We start from the raw sequence: 22,229 nt of genomic DNA on the forward strand, positions 1-22,229 counted from the left end.
TCCGCTTTCGGCGTGATAATGCCATAATCCTCGGTCACGCCCGAAATCGGATAATAACGCTTAGCTTTATATCGTACATTCGTCTCGATATTCGTAATCGTATTTTCACCCCAGAAATCACCGCCGAAGAACGGGCAGAAGACCACGCGGACTTCTCCGGGAACACCTGCGCAAAAAACGCCGTCCAAATCGGAATAAGAACAGGGTTTTTTCACCCATTCGGGGTGTCGTTCAAATTTATGCCACGGAAATTGCATTAAAAACTTTTTACTCTCGCCGACTTGCCATGAACCGGGCAGTAAATATGCCTCCTGCCAAGGGGTATCGCCCCAGGTCGCGCCGTGCGGTGACGGACCGTAGGGTTTGCCGATGGTGTTTAACTGCCAGATGCCGTTTGCGCCGTAGGTGTGCCCGCAGCAGCCCGTGAGCACGTTAGCCCAGAAACAGTAGCGCTGGATATCCGGTCCGCTCGATCCGCAGATGCCCTCGTAGTTGACCTCGGCATCGATGACCGGCATCTTTTTGCGGTCTACTGCCGCTTTGACCTGTTTGATCGTCGGAAGCAGAGACAGAGGCCCGGCGTGCCCGGTTTGGAGCATATCCAAATCGAGCAGGGTTTCGTCCTCAAGCTGCTCATGCCCGTTCTGGGTCGGGTGAATTGTGATCAGCCGCTTAAACGGATCGTTTTTTTTGACATGGCGGGTCAGTTCTGTCCATTCTTTGCGGGCTTTTTGAATATATTGTTCATAAGTGATCTTGCCGGAGACCAGATCGGGATCGTCGTAAAAAGCCATATTCGCCTCGCCCGCGATGCACCAAACGACCGGGTATGCCGCCCAGCGCGCGAGCAGATAGTTCCAGTGCCTGCGGATGTTCTCGATGCCCGCAAAGCCCGTGAAAAAGCCCCAGCAGCCGACGATGCAGGGCACGATCCCCTGATCGATAAGATATTGTATCTTTTTATCGGCAGCGTCGAAATAAGCCGGGTTGACCGCTTTGAATTCGGGATCCCACGGGAAGCCCGCCTCGTTTGTGCCGCGCTCGTCAAACGGCTTCATATCCGGGTAGAGTCCCGCGATGATCTGAACCACCGAAAAGCCCTTTTCAACGCGGTCTGCGGTCAGTTTTTTAAATCCGTCCGGCCACGAAAGGCGGGTTGTAAATGCCATCCACCAAGTGTCGCCGAGCCAGAAAAAAGGCGTTCCGTCGGTATGTTCAAGATATTTATTTCCGCTGTTCTTTTGAACCGCGCCGTGTTTATAAAGCGGGTTTTCGCCGGTATAAGCAGTCACTTCCACTTCGCCCGTCAAGCCGTTCAGGCCGGAATTTCCGCTGTCGCTGCAAGCGGTTGTAAAACGGTGTGTGCCGACCAAATTCGAGCTGTACCGAATATGCCAAAGATTGCTGCCCGCCCAAAAAGCGAGAACCTTTTTGATGCTGCCGTCAGGTGAGGTGAAAGAGGCAGAAACCGAGATTTCATTAAAAGGGTCACAGTAACTTCTCTCGGAATGCAGAATAATTTCAACGACTTCATTCTTTTTCGTTTGGTACAAAATAATCCCTCCTGTTTTTCGGTGACGTCTTGATACATTTTACCAGTGCGCTGACTTTTTTTCAAGCGTTCTATTAAAACAAAGCCCTCCCGGTATTTTTAATCTATCAGCTTATAGACAAATTGCGCGATTTCATATACAATTATTTATGAATTGATTTTGAGGTGATACAATGAAAAAAATTAAAGCTGTATTGATAGGAGCGGGTTCACGGTCGACCGCTTACGGACCGTATGCGATCAATCAACCGGATGAGCTGCAGTTTGTCGCGGTTGCGGAACCCGATGCCGAGAGAAGAAACCGATTTGCGGACATACACGGCATCCCCGAGCAACTTCGTTTTTCCGATTATAAGGAACTGTTAGGCAGAGAGCTTCTCGGCGATGCGGCGGTCATCTGCACTCATGATAAATTGCATTTCGACCCTGCCGTCAAGGCACTGGAGAAGGGTTATCATGTATTGCTCGAAAAGCCGATGGCTGCAACCCCGTCTGAATGCATGCTCTTAGCGGAAGCTGCCGAAGAGTATGACAGGGTATTTTCGATCTGTCATGTCCTGCGGTATACGGATTTTTTCGGAACCATCAAAAAACTCTTGGATGACGGGAGAATCGGAAAACTTATCTCTATTCAGCATAATGAAAACGTCGCTTTTTGGCATCAGGCACACGGTTTTGTCAGAGGCGGGTTTCGGAATTCCGACGAATCAAGCCCGATGATCCTTTCAAAATGCTGTCATGATATGGACATCATGCTCTGGCTTGCCGGTGACGATTGTGTACGTCTTTCATCGTTCGGTACCCTTTCCCATTTCAAGCCCGAAAACGCGCCGGTCGGAGCTCCTGCCAGATGTCTTGACGGATGTCCTGTGGAAAAAGAATGTCCGTATTATGCCCCGAAGCAATACCTGTCCGTGAATACGGGGTGGCCTACTTCGGCAATCTGCAATGACATGAGCATCGAGGGCAGGACAAAAGCGCTTCGCGAAGGACCTTACGGGAGATGCGTCTATCATTGCGACAACAACGTGGTCGATCATCAGGTCGTCAATTTGGAATTCGCGAATGAAGTCACTGCGGCTTTTACGATGTGCGCATTTACGTATGAATGCAACAGGACAATCAAGCTCATGGGAACAAAGGGAGAAATTAGGGGCTCGATGCTAAAAAATGAAATCGAGATTCACAATTTCACCGGAGAACATGAAATTATCAACCTGCAGCAGTCGCAATATGGCCACGGCGGGGGTGATTTCGGTCTGATGAGGGATTTTCTGCGACTTGTCCAGGGCGACGGAGAAGCCGAGGGGCTCACTTCGGTAAAAAAATCCGTTCAAAGCCACATCATGTCTTTTGCAGCTGAAAAAGCACGCCTTGAGGGAACTGTGATAAACATAAAAGAATATATAGAAAGTGTGAAAAACAATTAAATATTAAGCTATTCTCTTGTAATATTTACAAGAATATGTTATAATCCGAAAAATTCTTTCAATCATATGAATATGGGGGGACTTTTTAAAGAAAGGATTATATGCTTAATTATCAAAAATCACTCAAAGCGGTCATCGGCAAGCAAAAAGCGGACAAGGTCTTTTTAAACGCTCGGGTGGTCAATGTCTATTCCGGCGAGATTTTAAAGGCCGATATCGCGATTTGCGGAGATACAATCGTCGGCGTTGGGGACTATAAAGGCGAAACCGAAATCGACCTCGGCGGCAAAATCGTCATCCCCGGATTGATTGACGCGCATCTGCACCTTGAATCCGCTGCGGCGAGGCCTGAGGAAACCGTATCGCTCTGCGCAAAAAGCGGAACACTCGGTTTTATCATCGACCCTCACGAAGCCGCAAATGTCGCGGGTAGCGCGGGGATCGACTATATGCTTGAGGCAACTGCCGATCTTCCGGCGGATGTATACATGATGCTTCCGTCTTGTGTACCGTCGATTCCGACCGAGGACAACGGCGGGGTTTTCGATATCGAAATGATGAAAAAATACCTCGATAACCCACGTGTATTAGGTCTTGGCGAAGTCATGGATATCCCAGCCGTCGTCAGTAAAGACAAGGCAATGGCGGAAAAATTACAGCTGTTTACGAACCGAATCATAGACGGACACATCGGGGAAAAGAACGACAAAGAGATCGCTGCCTGCCGTTTGGCGAGCATCATAACCGACCACGAGTGTTGTGACATCGACTCGGCTATTCGGCAGCTGCGCGCGGGTTTTTGGGTTTTTATCCGTGAAGGCAGTGCAGCGCACAATTTGGAAGCGCTCGTTAAAGGGATCCTCGAAAAGAACCTGCCGACCGAGCGATTTTGCATGTGTACCGACGACAAGCACATCGCTGATATCAAGCGCGAGGGACATATTGTCGCAAATATCAGAAAAGCCGTTGCGTTGGGTCTTGATCCGATCGAAGCAATAAAAATGGCTACGGTTAACCCGGCGGCTTGTTACGGATTAAAAGAAATCGGTGCAATCGCACCCGGCAAAAAGGCAAATTTCGTTGTCGTCGAGGATTTAAAGGATTTTAAAATCAAAGATGTCTATTACCACGGCGAGAGCGTTTTATATACCGATATGAAAAAAATGCAAATTCCGACGATTCTTAAAAAGACAGTCAATATCGTAAATGTCAATGCATCGCAACTCCGGCTTGAGACCTCGGGGCAAAAAACGCCGGTGATCTGTATTGTCCCCGGCCAAATTCTGACCGAGCGCGAGGATGTGGTTTTGCCGCATTCCGACGGCCCTTTTGTTCCCGACAGAATTTATAATAAAGTCGCTGTTTTTGAGCGGCACAAAGCCACCGGTAAAGTTGGGGTTGCCGCACTCAAAGGTTTCGGCATAGAGAATGGCGCGATCGCCTCTACGGTCGCACACGATTCCCACAACCTGATCGTCGTGGGAGATAACGACCGTGATATACTCGTTGCAGTCTCAGCATTGATTGAGCGGCAGGGCGGATATGCGCTCGTTAAAAACGGCAGAGTCATTAATCTGGTTGGCCTCGAAGTTTTGGGTTTGATGCCGGTTTCAAACGCTGATTTTGTGCAAAACGAAATCGCCCGGCTGATTAAAAACGCCCATGAAATGGGCGTGAACACAGGTATCGATCCGCTGGTGACATTATCGTTTTTATCCCTGCCCGTGATTCCAAAGCTTCGCATCACGACCGGAGGTCTTTATGATACCCTCAAAGGTGAATATTTAAAAATTCAGGGTTAAGTTATATTTAATTTAACAGCGGATAGAAACCTACATTGCTTTACAGGCTTTTCGAAATCCGGTTGCCGAAACAGAAGCGACTTTGGTGCCAAGTTCGTCTGTAACATCGACGATGAAATAGCAGGTGCTTTTTCCGCCTTTGACACAGGTTGCTTCCGCAAACAGGATTTGTCCTTTTGCGACGCTCAAAAATGCGATTTGTGAGGTCAGCGATTGGGTCATGATCCCGCAGGAATTGGCAGCGACCGCAAACGTTAAATCAGCCAGCGTGAAGATTGCGCCGCCCATGACGGTGTTCGCCGCGTTTAGGTGTTTCGGTGAAATATAAAGGCGGCATTTGGCATAATTCGGCTTAACTTCCAAAATCTCAATACCGGTTGTCTCAACGGCGTAGATATCGGCTTTAAAAAATTCTTTTGCTTTTTCGGTCAGATCCATGGTTGATTCCCTTTTTTATTTTTGGTATTTTTGTAAGAATTCGGTGATGACTTTTTCATAACCCTCGGGATCAACGCAGCAGGCACCGGCATGATCAGCGCCGGGCACGACGAATTTTTCTTTCGGTCCCGTTGTCGCTGCATAGACCTCGTCGATCATAAAGGCGGGCACGAAATTATCATCCGAACCGTGGATAAATAATGTCGGAAGGCGGTTATTTTTCAGCTGCTTGACCGAGCTCGCTTCCCGGAATCCCCAGCCCCCGCGAATTCTGCAGACAAGCCCGGCATATTGTAAAAGCGGGAAGGGCATGATGTTGAAATAAAATCTCAGGCAATGGGCGAATTGATCGGCCGCAGAAGTATATCCGCAATCCTCGATGATCGCTTTGACGTTGCAGGGTAATTTTTCCCCGGAAGCCATCATCACAGTGGCCGCACCCATGCTGATGCCGAACAGTACGAGTTCGCAGTTTGGATTTTCCGAGACGAGCAGCTCGACCCATTTGATGAGGTCAAGCCGGTCATTCCAGCCCATGCAGATGACTTTCCCCTCGCTCTTTCCGTGTCCGCGCAGGTCGGGTATCAGGACGGAAAATTCGGCTTTATAGAAGTTTTTTGCCAAATGCCGATACATCGTATGGTCACCGCCGTAGCCGTGCACCATGACGACCTGGCGCTTCACATTCGAATCCCCGATTTGATAAGCAAACAGCTTCAATCCGTCATCGGAGGTAATCTGACGCTCTCTGCGCCTTTCGAATATCCCATTCCATTCTGTATCATTCGGGTCCTGATCGAACAGATTCGGAGCCGGACATTCTTTCGAGGACTTCTCATGTTCTGCGGATGGCAGTTTATCAAAATTGATCCGGTTGAATTTTCGATTGAGCGCGTAATTATAGAGCAGATTGCCGAGCGCGAACGCAGGAATGACTGTGACGCCGGCCAGTAGTCCCAGGCAGCTGTTCATCACATATTTTCCCGTTAGGGCTTTTTTTAATTTCATTCCATGTCTCCGTCCTCGCCGTTACGGCGAAAATGTTCTATTTTATCTCCTTCTGTGGCAGGGTCGGTCGCATAAATACCGGATGATGATGAAAACTGCGCCCCCGCAGATCAAAACTGCCCAAAACGCCGGAACAACCAGTGCGATAATCACGCCGCCTACGATACCACCGGAGATAAAAACGGCATATTTGAATTCCATCATAAAAAATTCCTCCAAACATAACCCGGTTATGTTTAACTATACTCAAGTATATGTTTTTCGGAATGACGGTGTTAACCGAAAATGCTGACGCCTCTGCGCTCGGGTTTGGCGCGAATGACCCGATATCCCAGCGAAATAAGTTGGTTTTCACAAATCTTGTCAGGACTCTCGAACATCGCAAAAGCGGAAGGGCCGCTGCCGGAGAGGCCGAAACAAACGGGGAAACGGGACTTTATAACTGTAAAAGCCGCATCGAAACAATCTCCGTAGAGCGGAAGAAAATCATTATGTATACCGGAGCGCAACCCTCTGAAATCGAAAGTTTCAAGAATATTCGGCGTCGGTTTTTCGCTTGGGAAACGACGGTCATATTCCGCGAACATCTGAGCGGTACCCGGCTTCGCCTCTTTTGAGAAAATTAAAAATTCGCAGTCGGGAATCGGCGAAAGGGGCTTCACGGTTTCACCGGCACCAGTTACCAAAGCGGTAGAACCGACGATGCAGAAAGGCACATCGGCGCCGACGCCGAAGCCTGCGGCGCAGAGTTCCGATGGGGAGAGCCCCGTTCGGAACAATTCGTTGAGACAGCATAATACCGCAGCGCCGTCCGCGCTGCCGCCGCCGAGGCCTGCGGCGATCGGGATATTTTTTTCGATATCAATGAGAAGGCCGGGATTTTTCACGCCTGATGCCTGAAAAAATGCTTTTGCTGCTGAAACAGTGATGTCCTTTTCACCGGCAGTGCCGGTTCCCGGGATTATTGTGCCTTCGGTTGTGAGGGTCAGCGTGACGCGGTCGCAGAGCGAAATGCTCTGCATCACCGAGTGAAGTTCATGAAAGCCGTCCGCGCGTTTCGAAAGAACCGAAAGTGACAAATTTAATTTTGCAAATGCGAGCGCCCGGACGATACCGTTCAAAAACTCCACCCCTTTTTCGATTAAAAAGATACCATAAAAGGCAAAAAAAGTCAAGGTTGAAAATTCCTTTCTGCTGTGGTAAAATAGCATTAATATGTAACTTGGAGGACGATATGGAGCAGTATTACGAGCAGACAGTGCAGAAAATTCCTACATTGGGCGAGAAACTCCTCGCCGTACTGGTGTGGGTTGGAGCTGTCTCGGCTTCCGTCGGCGGATTTTATCTAATGATGATTCGGTTTCCTCAATACGGCGGTGGTCTGCTCGCTATTATTTTTATGATCATGGTCATCATGCTCGCGCTGCTGTATACCAAGCGGCTCAGCCCGGAATTTTACTATGAATATACCGGAGATTGGGTGAGTATTGATAAAATTTTGAAAAAAGGTACGCGCCAAACCCTGACTCGAATCAATTTTTCACGTATCACCGCTTTCGGAAAATACACACCCGCAAAAAAAAGAAGTTATAAACCCTATCACACTTACAGCGCGTATACGGGACGGGCCAAAAAGCTTTGGTATTCGGTGTGTCTTGCCGAGCAAGGCAGAAAAGACATGGTGATCTTTGAACCAGACGAACAGATGCTCGAACTGATCAAACAATCTCTGCCGGTCCAGCTGCGTCTTGCGGCGTTCGGAAAAGGAAAAGAACATGCACCGCAATCTTAACAGGGACTAATAGATCAGTTTATTTTTTGGTCCAGCCCTTTGAAAGAGAAGATCAAATTCTCACGAGCAAATCTCATTCACTTTCAAACATGGATATACTTCCGATTTGTGCGAAAGGGCGGTCATAATATGAAATTGCTCACTGCTTCCCAAATGAAAAACGCGGAATTGCTCGCCGACTGCGAAGGGCTTTCACAAGCCGTTCTCATGGAAAACGCCGCGAAAGCGGCAGCGGAACTGATCTGCCTTCGCGCAAAACCCTGCAGAGCCGTGGCTGTATGCGGAAACGGCAACAACGGCGGCGACGGGTTTCTATGCGCGGCACACCTTGCCGAAGCGGGGTTTTCATGCTCGATAATACTGGGGGTGGGGAATCCCGGCACAGCTGCGGCGCAATTGGCGTTTGACAAAATAGAAGACAAATTGGAATTGGTGGATTTCCGCGGAGACGAGGACGGAGCGACTGAATTGATCTGCGCTGCAGATGTATTGATTGATGCAGTGTTCGGAATCGGCTTTCACGATGAAACGGATGAGACGACGGCGCGTCTGCTTGGAATCATGAATTCCTCGCACGCGCTGAAATTTTCTCTTGACATCCCGTCCGGCTGTCATGCGGATGACGGGAGCGCCGATAAAAACGCTTTCAGAGCTGACATCACCATCGCCTTCGGGGCTTGTAAACCGGCGCATTTCATCTGCCCGTCGGCAAAAAAATGCGGCGGAACGGAGCTTGCCGATATCGGCATCAAACCGGAGATCTTCGAACAATACGGAACCGTCGAATTGGTCGAAGAAGCGTTTGTCAAAGAGCGGCTGATCGTACGCGACAAATATGCCAACAAGGGCGAATTCGGGCGTACCTTGGTACTCGCCGGTCAACCGGGTATGTGCGGCGCGGCGAAATTAGCGGCAAAGGGTGCTTCCAAAGCGGGCTCGGGGCTGGTGGAGCTGTTTTCCGACAAGCGCATCGGGGGCTCGATCGCGGCCGATCTGACCGTGCAGATGACGAATTTTTATACGACCGACGCCTATGAGACGATGGGGTACGGTCATATCGACGAGCGGGGCGTTCAGAGCATTTACGAGCAGGCCAAACGCGCGACGGCGATTGTCGCCGGCTGCGGATGGGGCAGCGGAAGCGACCGGGCGGATATCGTTTTCGAACTCGCTGACCGCACGGACGTTCCGATTGTACTCGACGCCGACGCGCTCAATTCGATTGCCGAATACCCGGAACTGCTCGGGCAGTACGGAAAACGCCTGATCATGACTCCGCATCCCGGCGAATTCGCGCGCCTGACCGGCATTCCGATCGTCGAGTTATTGGAGAAAAAGCTCAATACCGCAGTTGAATTCGCAAAACAAAACGACTTAGTTTTACTGTTAAAAGGCGCTGACACGATCATCACCGACGGCGATCGGGTCTGCGTGGTCGCCGAGGGCAGCCCGGCAATGGCAAAAGGCGGCAGCGGCGACCTTCTTGCGGGCGTGATCGGCGGGTTTGCGGCACAGGGTGTCGAGCCGTTTGACGCGGCCTGTATGGGTGCGTGGTGCTGCGGAAAAGCCGGACGGTTGGCTGCGGGAAAATATTCGATTACCGCCGCCGACGCCACAAACACCCTCGAGATGCTCTCTCAGGTGTTTTTGAAATTAGAGAAATAGATATTAGAGATAAAGCTCAAAAAGAATCATAGCGCCTTTTAAATTACACAATATGGTAACCTGATAAAGCCATATGCGCCTGAAGGAGGAAACTTCATGAAAAAGTTTATCGCGGTTCTGGCTAGTCTCGTTCTGCTCTCGACGATTTTGCCGATGTCTCTGTCAGCCGCCGGAGTCCCGATTGACGCAGCCAATTTTCCGGACCCGGTTTTCCGGAATTATACGATGCGGTTTGACCTCGACAAGGACGGTGCACTGTCAGAAAAAGAGCTTTCGGCGGTCAAAGAATTGTCGATTGTCCCCGTGTATTGTGAGGCGGTTTCTTCGCTTGAGGGGATTCAAAATTTTTCGCAAGTCGAGCGGATTTGGTGTTATTGCAACAATCTGACGGAACTTAACCTTTCCGGAATGACAAAGTTGAGTTTGCTCATCTGTTCCGATAACAATCTTAAAATATTGAATCTTTCCGGCTGTACATCATTGAACACATTGAACTGCGAATACAACCGTTTGACTGAACTCGATCTCTCCGGCTGCACGGCGCTTATGACTTTGGAATGTTCCCATAATCAACTGGAGCGGCTTGATCTTTCAAAAGCAAAAAACTTAGAAACATTATCGTTGTTCCTCAATCGAATTGCCTCATTGGATTTGAGTTCGAATCAAAGACTTCGTTATTTTTCACTTTCTCCGCAATCGGTTACGCTGCAAAAGATCTTGAAAAACGGAAAGTGGACAGCTGATCTCAGCGCATTGGCGGGAAAGGAGAATCTCGGAAAAATTATTTGGTACGCTGAGGGGGCATTGGATACCTCCACCGGCATTATAACTTTTAACAGCGAGCCCGGCATGTTTTTATGTACAATTCAGACAGGTGCATTATCGCCTTATATAGAAAAAATGGCAGTGATAGATGTGAAGGTAAATCTGTATAAAGGCAGCGCTCCGGTTATTACAGCCAATAATCTCTCTTTCACACAGCGCAGTACCCCGTTTGATTTGAAATCCGAGCCGGGATTGAATTTGCTCGCCTATGATCCGGTGGACGGAGAATTGACAAGTCATATTCGAACTCAGGTAAAGGTCTTCTCGTCTTCCAGGACGGAATCGGGTGCGAACGCCGTTTATGACATCATTCCTACAGTCAGCACGAATAAACCGGGGCGTTACACGATCACCTACACCGTGAACGACAGCAGCGGAAACACGACTTCGCTTGATGTTTATGTGTATATAAGGCAAGATCCGGCGCTTCTGACATCTCAAAACGGTGCTTCCTCTTTCGGCAATGGTTCGTTTATTTCCGGGAGTTCTCCGACATCAAGCGACAGATTGGTTTTAAGCGCAGAATCGGCGGCGAGCGGTATTGCTACACCACCGATGGGGGCGCAGGATCCGGTTGTGACGGCAATTTTAATCCTGTTTTCGGCCTTCGCAGCAGCAATTTTGCTGTTTGTGAGAGACCGTCCAAAAGTCCGATAATTAGACCTTTTCCGAGTTTCAAGTTACACAAAAAGCGAGGTTTTTACCCCGCTTTTTTCTTTTTGTGACAAATATCATATTATAACGACAAATGTTAAGATATTACCATTTTAATCTGAAGCCGCATACTTGCATGTGGGGGAGATATGCGGTATAATAGGGTCACGGTGGTTGAAATAGGCGAGCCGAGGTTGGAAGTGGTTAAAAACCGCTCGAAACAGACTCTCCTATTCATTTAAAATCGAGAGGAGGAAGGACCTTGCTGATCGGCAGTTTTACGTACAACATCGACGAAAAGGGCCGGTTGTTCGTGCCCGCGAAATTTCGCGAGGAGATGGGCGAGTCCTTCGTGATCCTCATGGACGGTGATTCCGGATGCCTTGCGGGCTATTCCACTGCGACCTGGGAACGCGTAAAAGCAAATATCGAGAGCATGTCGAGAGAAGTCCGGCTCGGTATGCGCGATATCTTCCGGTATGCCATCGAAGTCGCGCCGGACAAGCAGGGCCGCGTCACAATTACGCCCGAATTGCGCAAACTTGCGGGTCTCGGGGAAAAGAGCGAGGTCGTCATCATCGGTGTTATGAACTATATCGAGATCTGGTGCAAGGAGAAACTCCCGCCGGCGGGACCGTTCAAGATTCCGGGCAACATCGGGTTATAACCATGTGTTTCAACCATTACAGCGTGATGCTCGGCGAATGCATCGAGGGGTTATCAATTAAACCGGACGGCGTCTATGTCGACGCTACGGTCGGGGGCGGCGGACATTCCGAACAAATCGCAAACCGCCTGTCGACAGGGCGGCTCATCGCAATCGACCGCGACGAAGAAGCGGTCAAAGCGGCGGGCGAGCGGCTTTCAAAATACACCTGCGCAAAGATTTATCATGACCGTTTCAGCCGGATGGCACAATTGCTTTCCGAGCTCAACATAGACGGTATCGACGGACTCCTGATCGATTGCGGGGTTTCGTCGCACCAACTTGATGAGACAGGGAGGGGTTTTTCTTACAAAAATGAAGCGGAAGTCGACATGAGGATGGATCAAAGTAGGGGTTTATCCGCACGGGAGGTAGTAAATACCTATAAAAAAGAAGATCTTGAGCGGATATTTTACGAGTATGGAGAGGAACGTTATTCAAGAAGAATCGCAGAATCAATCTGCGAGATTCGGGCCATACGGGAGATAAAGACGACCACCGAGCTGGCGGATATTATAAAAAATGCCATGCCGGCTGCAGCCCGAAGCGAAAAAGGACATCCCGCCAAACGCTGTTTCCAAGCCCTCAGAATTGAGGTCAACGACGAGTTGGGAGAGCTCGCCGCAGGTCTGGAAGCCGGATGGCAAAAACTGAACCACGGGGGCCGGATGGTCATTCTGACCTTCCACTCACTCGAGGACAGGATGACAAAGCGGTTTTATAAAGACAAAATCACCGACTGCATCTGTCCGCCGGAGTTCCCGATCTGCGTATGCAACCATCGCGCAGAGGGCAAACTGATCACAAAAAAACCAATGCTTCCTTCGCAAAGAGAACTCGACGAAAATCCGCGCTCCCAGAGCGCAAAACTGAGAATTATAGAGAAATTATAGAAAGAACAGATAAAGAGAAAAACCGAGGAGTTAAAAAAGAGGGAGTTTGAAACAAACTTCAAACTCACAGCGAAAGGATGGTCCAAAAATGGCACAGTACGACAATCTTGCGTATGATTTCACACGGTTTGACCGGGAAGCAAAACAGCGCAGACAAGCCGAAGCCGTTGCTGCGGCAAAAAAGAAGACCATCCATGCAGACTTTACGCCGAAACCCATTAAAAAGTCCACGCTGAAAACGAAAATTTCGGAGATCAGGGGCACAAACGCATCAATCAGCCGACTGCGCATATTGAAAATGGTCAAAGTGTTCACAGCCTGCATCGCTTTGATGCTCATGTTCGGTGTGGTAGTATACAACCAGGCCAAACTCACCGAGATCAACCGGGAGATCACGCGCACGACCGCACAAATCGAACAGCTCAAAACCGATTATCAGCAAAAGAGCCGCGAACTCGAGGAACGGGTCAATATCCGGACCGCTGAGGATGTCGCGAAGAACGAATACGGTATGACGCCGATCAGCAATGAACAAGTGAATTATATATCGCTTCCGGGTGAAGATTCCCCGACGGGAGTGCGAAGCGAAAACGGTGTTTTCGCTTCAATCGGTAAGTTCTTTACCCAAATTGCGGCATATATCAGCGGAAACTAAAATAAAATTAAAATTGAACTGAACATGGGGCCGACATCGGAAAAGTGTCGGCTTTCATTTTAGAAAAAAGGGAAGTTTTGATCTTTTTGGAAACTATTATATCCGATCTGGTTATCTTGGCAGATCTTGTATCTTTACGTCTGCTGTTATAAAATAAAAAATGCGCTTGCCAAGCTTCACTTTCGCGAAAGGCGGCCACGTAATGGACAACGCAAAACCGACAACAACCAAAACAGAATTACCGGTCAGCGGAAGCAGTCCAAAAATGAAAAGACGGCTGATCATCCTGGGAATCATTATCTGTGCGGTCATCGCGCCGGTACTGACTGCCAGTTTATTCAATATCCAGTTTCTTGCGAAACACAACGGAAAGAGTTATGCACAACTTGCGCTTGAAAATCAATTGAAGGATTATACGATCACACCCATGCGCGGCACGGTTTACGACCGCAATTACAAGGTACTCGCGCAAAACGCCACCTGTTGGATGCTGGACCTGTATCCCTCGGAAATCCGAAAGCTCGAAAACGACAATACCTCCACACAGACAGGCGCCGAAAAAGCCGAGGCGCTGCGGAATCTACTCGCCGACAATCTCTCGATCATTTTGGACATGGACCGTGAGACGGTTTATAACTTCACAAAGAAAAACGTCAGTTACGTCTGTATCAAACGTAAAATCAAAAAAGAACAAGCCGATCTGATCAGCCGGTTTATCGCCGAAAACAAGCTCAGCTGTATCTCGCTTGCCACCGATACCGAACGATATTACCCTTACGGAAATTTTGCCGCGACCCTGCTCGGGTTCACCGGCACTGACAATCAGGGTCTTTACGGCACGGAATTATACTACGATGAATTGCTGAAGGGTACGCCCGGACGCATCATCAGTCTGAAAAACGGCGTCAACGTGAACATGCCTTCGGAATACGAGACGACTGTCGATGCCAAAGACGGTTCCAGTTTGGTGTTGACTGTCGACGAGGTTGTACAGCTCTATTTGGAGAAGCACCTCGAGGCGGCGATCGAAGACCACAACGTCACCAACCGGGCCGCGGGCATCATCATGGACGTCAAGACCGGTGCGATTCTCGCGATGGCGACCAAAGGCGATTATGACCCCAACGAACCTTTTGCTATAGACAGCGAGCAAGTGCGGGAAAAGCTCACAAAGCTCGATACTGATAAATATACAGAGGCTTTGAAAGCCGCTCAGAACGACCAGTGGCGCAATAAGATCACCGGCGAGGTTTACGAACCCGGATCTGTCTTTAAAATCATCACCGCAGCTGCGGCTCTTGAGGAAAACGTCGTCAGTTTAAATGATACATTTACTTGTCACGGAGCCCTGCAGGTCGCCGACCGGCGCATCAAATGCTGGAAGTCGGACGGCAGCCACGGCACACAGTCCTTCGAAAAGGCGATCGGCAACTCGTGCAACGTTGCGTTCATGCAGATCGGCGCACGGCTCGGTGCGACGAAATTTATGGAATATTATGAGGCGTTCGGCCTCACCGAAGAATCCGGCATCGACTTGCCCGGAGAGGAAGTCGGTATCGCTCACAAAGTGGAAGAGATGGGGCCGGTCGAACTTGCTGTCTCGTCCTTCGGCCAGACTTTTAAAGTAACACCATTACAGATGATCTCGGCAGTCTGCGCGGTCGCTAACGGCGGAAAACTAATGCAGCCGTATATCGTTAAAAATGTTGTTTCGGCTGACGGGGTCGTTGAAAAGACAATGACTCCGACGGCCCGTCGGCAGGTGATCTCCGAAGATACGTCTAAGACCATGTGCCAAATACTTGAAAAAGTGGTCAGCTCCGGAACCGGACGCAACGCCTATGTCGCCGGATACCGGGTAGCAGGGAAAACCGGAACTTCCGAAAAAACAGACCTCTATGACGAACAAGGCAATAAGCTCAACGAGGTCATCGCTTCGTTCTGCGGATTCGCGCCGGCGGATGACCCCCAGGTCGCTATTTTGGTCATTCTTGACCAGCCGCACAGCTTCTCCAATTTCGGCGGTCAAATCGCAGCCCCGCTCGTGGCTGATATCCTCGAAGACGTTTTACCCTACTTGGGCATTGAGCCGATTTATACCGAAGAAGAGCTTGCCAATCTCAGTGTAATCACGCCCGATGTGAACGGAAAGAGCAAATCTGCAGCTGAAAAAGCGTTAACCAACAAAGGTCTGAAGATGCAATCAATCGGAAGCGGTGACACAATACTTTATCAGGTACCCGCCGTCGGTACTTTAATTCCGAAAGGCGGTACCGTTGTCGTCGCGTTCAGCAGTGACCCGGTCAGAAAAGTCGTCGTACCTGATATGACCGGCGTTTCGGTAGGCACTGCCAACAGCATGCTGACCAACCGGGATCTTAATATATCGATTGTGGGCGCGCGTGCGGGCAGTTCGGAAGCGACGATCTCCTCCCAGAACCCGGCAGCGGGAACCGAAGTCGAAATCGGAACGGTTGTCGAAATACGCTTGCGTTATTCCGACAATGTGGAGTAAAATAGAAAAGTAACGATCAGATATCGGATTATGATCCACTGCGAAAGGATGAGTATCGGAATGCGGCTGTATCAATTATTGGAGCGTGTTGATGTATTGTCGGTCTGCAGGGACTGCGAGATTACCAGCATTGTCAGCGATTCGCGTAAAATATGCCCCGGCGATTTGTTTGTCGCGATCAGCGGCATCCATTTCGACGGGCATAATGCCTGCGGCGAAGTTTTGGAAAAAGGTGCCGCAGCAGTCATTGTCGAGCGCGATCTCGGACTTCCGCATCAGGTAATCGTCAGCGATTCAAGAACGGCTTTGAATAAACTTATCGCCGCCTATTATGAATATCCCAGTGAGGAATACAAACTGATCGGCGTAACCGGAACCAGCGGAAAGACCAGCACGACATTTATGGTGAAAGCGATGCTCGACCGCCTCGGAAAGAAGACCGGATTGATCGGAACCGTCAAATGCATGGCGGGAAGCCGCGAATTCCCGGCCGACCAAACGACACCGGAACCCGAAGAACTGCAAAGATTGTTTAAATTGATGGCGGTCGAGGGTTGCGAGTATGTCGTGATGGAGGTCAGTTCTCAGGGCATCGCACAAGGGAGAATCGATGGCTGCCGCTTCGAAGCGGCAGCATTCACGAATTTTTCGCAGGACCATCTCGATTATCATGGCAGCATGCAGGCTTATCTGAACGCCAAAAAACCGTTGTTCGCATTGGCGAAATCAGCTGTATCTAACGCCGATGACCCGAAAGGCGCTGAGGGCGTGGAATTGTTTACGGGTAAACCACTGTTTATCTCGGTCAGGGGAAAAGGCGTTCTGAACGCGTCAAACATCGAATGCGACATCAAAGGCACGCGGTTCGATCTGGAATACAACGGGGAAAAACGGCATATCAGCGTCCCGATTCTCGGCAATTTTACAGTCTACAACGCTATGACGGCAGCAGCGCTGCTTATGCAGTGCGGCTTCGGTTTCGATGAGGTCTGCAGAGCATTCAGCTCGGTCACAACAGTTCCTGGGCGATTGGAACTGATTCCGACCTGCAGGGACTTCACGATTTTATTGGATTATGCGCATAAACCCGATGCACTTGAAAAAGTGCTCAAGACCGTTAGAAGTTTTTCGACGGGCAGAGTGGTCGTGCTGTTCGGGTGCGGTGGCGACCGTGACAAGCTCAAACGGCCTTTGATGGGCAAAATCGCCGAAGAGCTGGCGGATTTTGTTTATGTCACTTCCGACAATCCGCGCCACGAAGCCCCCGATGCAATCATCGGCGAGATTCTGGAAGGCATGAAACAGCCGAAAAAGCGCAGAGTGATCAGCGACCGGCGTGAGGCCATCAAGACGGCGATTTTGGAACATCAGCCCGGCGATGTAGTAATACTCGCCGGAAAAGGCCACGAAGCCTATCAAAAGATTGGCGACTCAGTACTGCATTTCGACGAGCGCGAGATTACGGCTCAGTTTTTGAGTTTATTATAAACAAAGGGGCGATCCGATGAACAACTGGACACTTATTGGTTTAGGCGGTCTGATCGCCTTTATCATCACCTGGCTCTCGGGATACCTGATGATCCCTTGGCTGCATAAAATTAAATTCGGGCAGCCGATCAAAGAGATCGGTCCGACCTGGCATGAAAAAAAGCGCGGAACTCCGACGATGGGCGGCATGACATTTATTCTGGCGTCGATTGTCGCTTTAGTCATAACAATGGTTATGACCGGCGGTGCAAACGACACTTACGGATCAACCGAGGCGGTTCAAGGAATCAATTATAAACTGATCTGCGGCTTAATTATGGCGTTGTTTTTTACATTCTGCGGCTTTTTAGATGATTACGCCAAGGTCACCAAACAAAAAAACGCAGGTATCACCGGTTGGCAGAAATTATTCCTTCAAACACTCACAGCAATTGCTTATCTTTCAACGATGGCGCTGCTCGGGCTTGCCGATACTTTGGTCTGGGTGCCTTATGCGGGTTGGTTTGATATCGGGTTTTGGTACTATCCGGTTATGGTCGTGCTGATTGTCGGAACCGTAAATGCGGTCAACATTCATGACGGCATCGACGGATTAAGTTCGTCCACCACATCAATTGTATCGATCGCCTTTTTAATAATTTTTTCGGTGCTGCGGGCTTTCGGAGGGCAAGTTTGGGCGGCAATCCTCTTAGGCTGCTGTCTGGGCTTTTTAATACATAATCACAATCCGGCAAAAGTATTTATGGGTGACATGGGCAATCACTTTTTGGGCGGCATCGTAGTCGCAATGGCCTTTTATATCGAAAAACCCCTGTTGTTGATTCCTGTCGGAATCGCTTATTACATTGATATGCTCTCGGTTGTGCTGCAGGTCGCGTCATTCAAATTCACCGGAAAACGGATTTTCAAAATGAGCCCGATTCATCACAGTTATGAGATGAGCGGCTGGAGTGAGAATAAGATCGTTGCTTTTTTTTCCGCTATCGGGCTTGTCGGAGCAGTCGTCGGCGTTGTCCTTGCCGTCAACGGCTGAGATCCTTCGCTTTTAACGTAAATTTACTCTAACTCCTGGAAGGTGGGGAATCATGCAGGGGACTGGCCAGAAGATGCCCACAGGGCACCCGCCATCGGTCCGAACGCCTTCGGTCCGCGGAAATCTGCGTGCAATTGAAGCGCAAAAAAAGAAGTCGATTTTCTACGGCATCGCCGCAAGGGGCTATTTTGATCTGCCGTTTTTCTTTCTGGTCATCATCCTGCTCGCTTTCGGACTTGTGATGTTGTATTCAGCTTCCAATGTCTATGCGCTTCAGCATGAGGGCGATAGCGCTTTTTACGTGGTGCGCCAGCTTAGGTTTGCGCTGATCGGCGTAATTTGTATGGTCTTGATCTCATATATCAACTACAATGCACTCAAGCGGTTCGCTTGGATTTTCTATCTTGCAGGTCTTGTTTTACTCGTCGTAGTTCTGTTCATGCCGTTAAGAAATGGCGCACGGCGCTGGATATATATCGGCAGCTTCAATTTTCAGCCATCCGAATTAATGAAATTTTTCATTATTGTACTTTTTGCCAAACTCATCTCGGATTTTTCGGAAAAGACCGATTTTGAACGCCGGATGCGCAGTTTTAAAAATGGTGTTCTTCCGTTCTTGATTTTACTCGTTCCGGTTGTACTTTTGATGTATAAAGAACCTCATATGTCGGGCATTGTGTTGTTCGTGTCGATCACGGCGGTCATGATGTGGGTGGGCGGAACACACTGGGCTTATTTTGTGGGGATTTTCGGTGCTATTGCAGTCGGCCTCGCGGCAATCGTCTTATCAGGCAATATTCAATACATGCTCGATCGGGTGTCTTACTGGCTGGATCCGTGGTCGGATCCGCTCGATAAGGGTTACCAGACCATCCAATCACTTTACGCCATCGGTTCGGGAGGGCTTTGGGGCGTCGGGCTCGGTAATTCACGCCAGAAACACCTCTATATCCCCGAGCCGCAAAATGATTTTATTTATGCCGTCATCTGCGAGGAACTCGGTTTTATCGGGGCGGTAGTTCTGATCTTGCTGTTTGTATGGCTCTTATGGCGCGGATTTAAAATAGCGTTTCGGGCCAGGGATAAATTCGGTGCGATGCTTGCCGTCGGCCTTTCCGTTCAAGTGGGACTTCAAGCGCTTTTAAACATCGCGGTCGTCACCAACACCATTCCGAATACCGGCATCTCATTGCCGTTTTTCTCATCCGGAGGGACATCTCTGATGATGCTGCTAGCCGAGATGGGGGTCGTTTTGTCGGTCTCCCGATCTACGACGATTGACAACGCATTATAGGAGGAAAAACATGCGAATCTTGATCACCGGCGGCGGAACCGGCGGCCATATCAATCCGGCGCTTGCGATCGCCGGATATATTCGAAAGCTGCATCCCGACTGGGACGTAGCCTTTGCAGGTGATCCCAACAAGATGGAAGGCCGGCTCGTGCCCGCGGCGGGTTATAAGATGTATCCAATCAAGATGGACGGTCTTGCGCGGCATTTATCTTTTCAAAATATCGTCCACAATTTTAAGACCATCCAAACCGCAGTCAAAGCGCTGAAAACCGCCGATAAAATCCTCGACCGGTTTCAGCCCGATCTCGTCATCGGTGTCGGCGGATTTGTGAGCTGGCCCGTTGTCAGCCGCGCGGCAAAACACGGCATAAAGACGATGATTCACGAACAGAATACGTTTCCCGGTGTGACCACAAAATTACTTTCGGGTAAATCAGACATTGTTTTACTGCCAAACGCCAAGGCCGGAGAACGGCTCCCGAAGGCTAGGCACAAAGCTATTGTCGGAAATCCGATCCGCGATGAATTTATTTATGCCGACCGTGCAAACGCCCGTAAAAAATACGGCATCAAGCCGGATGAAATTTTAATTATTTCAGCGGGAGGCTCTTTAGGCGCGAAGGTCTTCAACAAAGTAATGGCAGAATTTTTAACGATGATTAAAACTCTTCCAAACTGCCGGTTTGTACATGGGACAGGGCGGGGTTACTACGAGCCCTTTATTAAAACGCTTGATGAGGCTCATGTTCGGTACAACCACCCCGAGGACCGTATTTCGGTCTTGGAGTTCATCGATGATATGCCGACTTTGATGACGGCCTGTGACCTGATGATCAGCCGGGCAGGTGCATCGATCCTCGCCGAACTTGCGGTCACGGCAACCCCGGCTATTTTAATACCGTCCCCGAATGTCACCGAAAATCACCAATATTATAATGCGAAACTGATCGAACAAAACGGCGGGGCGATTGTAATCACCGAAGATGAATTGACCGCAAATCTGTTGTACGACACAATCAGGCGTATTATCTCCAGCCGGGAGACGGTGGAAAAAATGCGCAAAGGCGAACAATCGCTTGCCATCTACGACGTCTGCGACCGAATCTATGAACAAATAAGGCGAATTTTTAAGCAGTAACAGCACACGGCCTTTCGCATATTATGGGTTGCACCCCATCATATTCGAAAGGAACTTAATATGGCGGACTTGGCAGTAATCGGCGGAAAGCGGCTTCTCGGCGAAATTAAAGTTCAGGGTTCAAAAAACGGCGTTTTGCCGCTTATATCTGCTTCTTATCTTTGTGACGGGCCGGTGAAAATCACCAATTGCCCGCATCTGAGCGATATCGACAGCTGCATCGAAATTTTGACCTCTCTCGGCTGCGAGGCGGCGTTGGAAAACGGCGTCATGTGCATCAAACCGGCCTCAGAACCGGGTTATTCCATCGATGATGCCCTGATGCGCAGAATGCGCTCATCTTCAATTTTCTTAGGCGCTATGCTCGCAAAAACCGGAAGAGCGGAAATCACCTATCCCGGCGGATGTGTGCTCGGATGCAGGCCGCTCGATATCCATCTCTACGGTCTGCGTGAACTCGGCGCAGTGGTCAGCGACAGCGGCGGAAAGATCGTCTGCGTCGCCGAAAAACCCTTAAAAGGCGCAAAAATCTCATTTTCTTTTCCGAGCGTCGGCGCGACGCAGAACATAATGATCGCCGCCTCGACGGCTCACGGGCATACGACCATCATCAATGCGGCGCAAGAACCGGAAGTTGAAAAGCTTGTTGAATTCCTAAATGCATGCGGCGCAAAAATCAATATGCGGGGCAGTGTGATAACGATTGATGGTGTCGCTCGGCTGAATGGCTGTGAATTCGAAAATATGCCGGACCGTATCGCAACGGCGACATATATGGCAGCGACAGCAATCTGCGGCGGCGAGATCTTTATGCGTGGTGCAATCGCCTCGAACATGGATTCGGTGCTTTCGGCATTTGAAACTTGCGGCGGGAGGATTTTCTCCGGCAAGGATGGCATCTATTTTCGATTTAAAAAACCTCCGAAACCCATTCCGACGCTGCGGACAATGCCTTATCCGGGTTTTCCGACCGACGCGCAGCCATTGATGGGAGCGGTTTTGGCATATGCAACCGGAACATCAACCATTATAGAGACGATTTTTGAAAATCGTTTTAAATACGCCGACGAACTTAACCGGATGGGTGCGAACGTACGGGTTTATGACCGTACCGCGGTCATTGAAGGTAAAAGAAGTTTGCAAGGCGCAGAGGTAGCGGCAAGTGATCTGAGGGCAGGTGCTGCGCTGGTCGTTGCGGCACTCGGCGCTGAAGGAAAGAGCGTCATCCACAACACCGAGTACATCGGGCGCGGTTATGAGGACATCCAACGGGATTTTACGACAATCGGAGGCCGCATCTGGAAGGAATATATCGAGGATTGAAGCAAAAAACTTTTTTAC

19 protein-coding genes are annotated in these 22,229 nt (G+C 49.6%); 14 read left to right on the top strand and 5 right to left on the bottom strand.

The annotated features are described in order from the left end of the window. Positions 1-1,553 (bottom strand): DUF4038 domain-containing protein (locus PKH29_03345; protein ID HNX13871.1); only part of this gene is annotated, 1,553 nt, incomplete at its 3' end. A gap of 172 nt (positions 1,554-1,725) precedes the next feature. Between PKH29_03345 and PKH29_03350 the strand changes: the two genes are divergently transcribed. After that, positions 1,726-2,982 (top strand): Gfo/Idh/MocA family oxidoreductase, encoded by a 1,257-nt coding sequence (locus PKH29_03350; protein ID HNX13872.1) that lies wholly within the window; start codon positions 1,726-1,728, stop codon positions 2,980-2,982. A 101-nt stretch (positions 2,983-3,083) separates the two neighbouring features. Continuing rightward, positions 3,084-4,784 carry an adenine deaminase gene (gene ade, locus PKH29_03355; GenBank protein ID HNX13873.1) on the top strand — a complete coding sequence of 567 codons (1,701 nt, stop codon included), beginning with the start codon at positions 3,084-3,086 and terminating at the stop codon, positions 4,782-4,784. A 30-nt stretch (positions 4,785-4,814) separates the two neighbouring features. Here ade and PKH29_03360 read toward each other — a convergent pair whose 3' ends face one another. The 4 genes from PKH29_03360 to ispE all read right to left on the bottom strand — a co-directional run bounded on the left by PKH29_03360 (position 4,815) and on the right by ispE (position 7,405). Next, entirely contained in the window at positions 4,815-5,222 is a 408-nt protein-coding gene (locus PKH29_03360; protein HNX13874.1) for a PaaI family thioesterase, read from the bottom strand. 15 nt (positions 5,223-5,237) lie between these two features. After that, a complete protein-coding gene (locus PKH29_03365) occupies positions 5,238-6,230 on the bottom strand; it encodes an alpha/beta fold hydrolase (GenBank protein HNX13875.1) in 993 nt (330 codons plus the stop codon). Between the two features lie 42 nt (positions 6,231-6,272). After that, entirely contained in the window at positions 6,273-6,434 is a 162-nt protein-coding gene (locus tag PKH29_03370) for a hypothetical protein (GenBank protein HNX13876.1), read from the bottom strand. A gap of 71 nt (positions 6,435-6,505) precedes the next feature. Beyond that, positions 6,506-7,405, bottom strand: coding sequence for a 4-(cytidine 5'-diphospho)-2-C-methyl-D-erythritol kinase (gene ispE, locus PKH29_03375; GenBank protein HNX13877.1), 900 nt, complete (start codon positions 7,403-7,405; stop codon positions 6,506-6,508). Positions 7,406-7,464: 59 nt separating this feature from the next. On the opposite strand from ispE, the gene PKH29_03380 reads away from it, so the two are divergent. From PKH29_03380 to murA, 12 genes are all read left to right on the top strand, one after another. Next, positions 7,465-8,022: a hypothetical protein gene (locus tag PKH29_03380; protein ID HNX13878.1), complete on the top strand. Its 558-nt coding sequence runs from the start codon at positions 7,465-7,467 to the stop codon at positions 8,020-8,022. 129 nt (positions 8,023-8,151) lie between these two features. After that, on the top strand, positions 8,152-9,687 hold the full coding sequence (locus PKH29_03385) for an NAD(P)H-hydrate dehydratase (GenBank protein ID HNX13879.1): 1,536 nt from the start codon (positions 8,152-8,154) through the stop codon (positions 9,685-9,687). Between the two features lie 96 nt (positions 9,688-9,783). After that, complete coding sequence (locus tag PKH29_03390; GenBank protein HNX13880.1) at positions 9,784-11,169, top strand: hypothetical protein; 1,386 nt, start codon at positions 9,784-9,786, stop codon at positions 11,167-11,169. A 259-nt stretch (positions 11,170-11,428) separates the two neighbouring features. After that, the gene (locus tag PKH29_03395) at positions 11,429-11,833 is read left to right on the top strand and encodes a division/cell wall cluster transcriptional repressor MraZ (protein HNX13881.1); all 405 of its coding nucleotides are present in this window, start codon (positions 11,429-11,431) and stop codon (positions 11,831-11,833) included. A gap of 2 nt (positions 11,834-11,835) precedes the next feature. Next, positions 11,836-12,765: a 16S rRNA (cytosine(1402)-N(4))-methyltransferase RsmH gene (gene rsmH, locus PKH29_03400; protein ID HNX13882.1), complete on the top strand. Its 930-nt coding sequence runs from the start codon at positions 11,836-11,838 to the stop codon at positions 12,763-12,765. A gap of 88 nt (positions 12,766-12,853) precedes the next feature. Beyond that, a complete protein-coding gene (locus PKH29_03405; GenBank protein HNX13883.1) occupies positions 12,854-13,420 on the top strand; it encodes a hypothetical protein in 567 nt (188 codons plus the stop codon). Positions 13,421-13,622: 202 nt separating this feature from the next. After that, positions 13,623-15,935 carry a penicillin-binding transpeptidase domain-containing protein gene (locus PKH29_03410; protein ID HNX13884.1) on the top strand — a complete coding sequence of 771 codons (2,313 nt, stop codon included), beginning with the start codon at positions 13,623-13,625 and terminating at the stop codon, positions 15,933-15,935. Positions 15,936-15,983: 48 nt separating this feature from the next. Beyond that, positions 15,984-17,423, top strand: coding sequence for a UDP-N-acetylmuramoyl-L-alanyl-D-glutamate--2,6-diaminopimelate ligase (locus PKH29_03415; protein HNX13885.1), 1,440 nt, complete (start codon positions 15,984-15,986; stop codon positions 17,421-17,423). A 16-nt stretch (positions 17,424-17,439) separates the two neighbouring features. After that, positions 17,440-18,456 (top strand): phospho-N-acetylmuramoyl-pentapeptide-transferase, encoded by a 1,017-nt coding sequence (mraY, locus tag PKH29_03420; protein HNX13886.1) that lies wholly within the window; start codon positions 17,440-17,442, stop codon positions 18,454-18,456. Between the two features lie 52 nt (positions 18,457-18,508). After that, positions 18,509-19,750: a putative lipid II flippase FtsW gene (gene ftsW / locus PKH29_03425; GenBank protein HNX13887.1), complete on the top strand. Its 1,242-nt coding sequence runs from the start codon at positions 18,509-18,511 to the stop codon at positions 19,748-19,750. 10 nt (positions 19,751-19,760) lie between these two features. After that, on the top strand, positions 19,761-20,888 hold the full coding sequence (gene murG / locus PKH29_03430; GenBank protein HNX13888.1) for an undecaprenyldiphospho-muramoylpentapeptide beta-N-acetylglucosaminyltransferase: 1,128 nt from the start codon (positions 19,761-19,763) through the stop codon (positions 20,886-20,888). A 60-nt stretch (positions 20,889-20,948) separates the two neighbouring features. Beyond that, a complete protein-coding gene (gene murA / locus PKH29_03435) occupies positions 20,949-22,211 on the top strand; it encodes a UDP-N-acetylglucosamine 1-carboxyvinyltransferase (GenBank protein ID HNX13889.1) in 1,263 nt (420 codons plus the stop codon). Positions 22,212-22,229: the final 18 nt, after the last annotated feature.

The organism is Oscillospiraceae bacterium (assembly GCA_035353335.1).
In the GTDB taxonomy this organism is placed as follows: domain Bacteria; phylum Bacillota; class Clostridia; order Oscillospirales; family JAKOTC01; genus DAOPZJ01.

What these genes read in the sequence shown, in the direction of transcription:
- PKH29_03370 (HNX13876.1), bottom strand. Translation starts at nt 6,434, where the DNA reads ATGATGGAATTCAAATATGCCGTTTTTATCTCCGGTGGTATCGTAGGC.
- murG (HNX13888.1), top strand. Translation starts at nt 19,761, where the DNA reads ATGCGAATCTTGATCACCGGCGGCGGAACCGGCGGCCATATCAATCCG.
- ftsW (HNX13887.1), top strand. Translation starts at nt 18,509, where the DNA reads ATGCAGGGGACTGGCCAGAAGATGCCCACAGGGCACCCGCCATCGGTC.
- PKH29_03415 (HNX13885.1), top strand. Translation starts at nt 15,984, where the DNA reads ATGAGTATCGGAATGCGGCTGTATCAATTATTGGAGCGTGTTGATGTA.
- PKH29_03405 (HNX13883.1), top strand. Translation starts at nt 12,854, where the DNA reads ATGGCACAGTACGACAATCTTGCGTATGATTTCACACGGTTTGACCGG.
- PKH29_03385 (HNX13879.1), top strand. Translation starts at nt 8,152, where the DNA reads ATGAAATTGCTCACTGCTTCCCAAATGAAAAACGCGGAATTGCTCGCC.
- ade (HNX13873.1), top strand. Translation starts at nt 3,084, where the DNA reads ATGCTTAATTATCAAAAATCACTCAAAGCGGTCATCGGCAAGCAAAAA.
- PKH29_03380 (HNX13878.1), top strand. Translation starts at nt 7,465, where the DNA reads ATGGAGCAGTATTACGAGCAGACAGTGCAGAAAATTCCTACATTGGGC.
- murA (HNX13889.1), top strand. Translation starts at nt 20,949, where the DNA reads ATGGCGGACTTGGCAGTAATCGGCGGAAAGCGGCTTCTCGGCGAAATT.
- PKH29_03365 (HNX13875.1), bottom strand. Translation starts at nt 6,230, where the DNA reads ATGAAATTAAAAAAAGCCCTAACGGGAAAATATGTGATGAACAGCTGC.
- PKH29_03360 (HNX13874.1), bottom strand. Translation starts at nt 5,222, where the DNA reads ATGGATCTGACCGAAAAAGCAAAAGAATTTTTTAAAGCCGATATCTAC.
- rsmH (HNX13882.1), top strand. Translation starts at nt 11,836, where the DNA reads ATGTGTTTCAACCATTACAGCGTGATGCTCGGCGAATGCATCGAGGGG.
- PKH29_03390 (HNX13880.1), top strand. Translation starts at nt 9,784, where the DNA reads ATGAAAAAGTTTATCGCGGTTCTGGCTAGTCTCGTTCTGCTCTCGACG.
- PKH29_03410 (HNX13884.1), top strand. Translation starts at nt 13,623, where the DNA reads ATGGACAACGCAAAACCGACAACAACCAAAACAGAATTACCGGTCAGC.
- mraY (HNX13886.1), top strand. Translation starts at nt 17,440, where the DNA reads ATGAACAACTGGACACTTATTGGTTTAGGCGGTCTGATCGCCTTTATC.
- PKH29_03350 (HNX13872.1), top strand. Translation starts at nt 1,726, where the DNA reads ATGAAAAAAATTAAAGCTGTATTGATAGGAGCGGGTTCACGGTCGACC.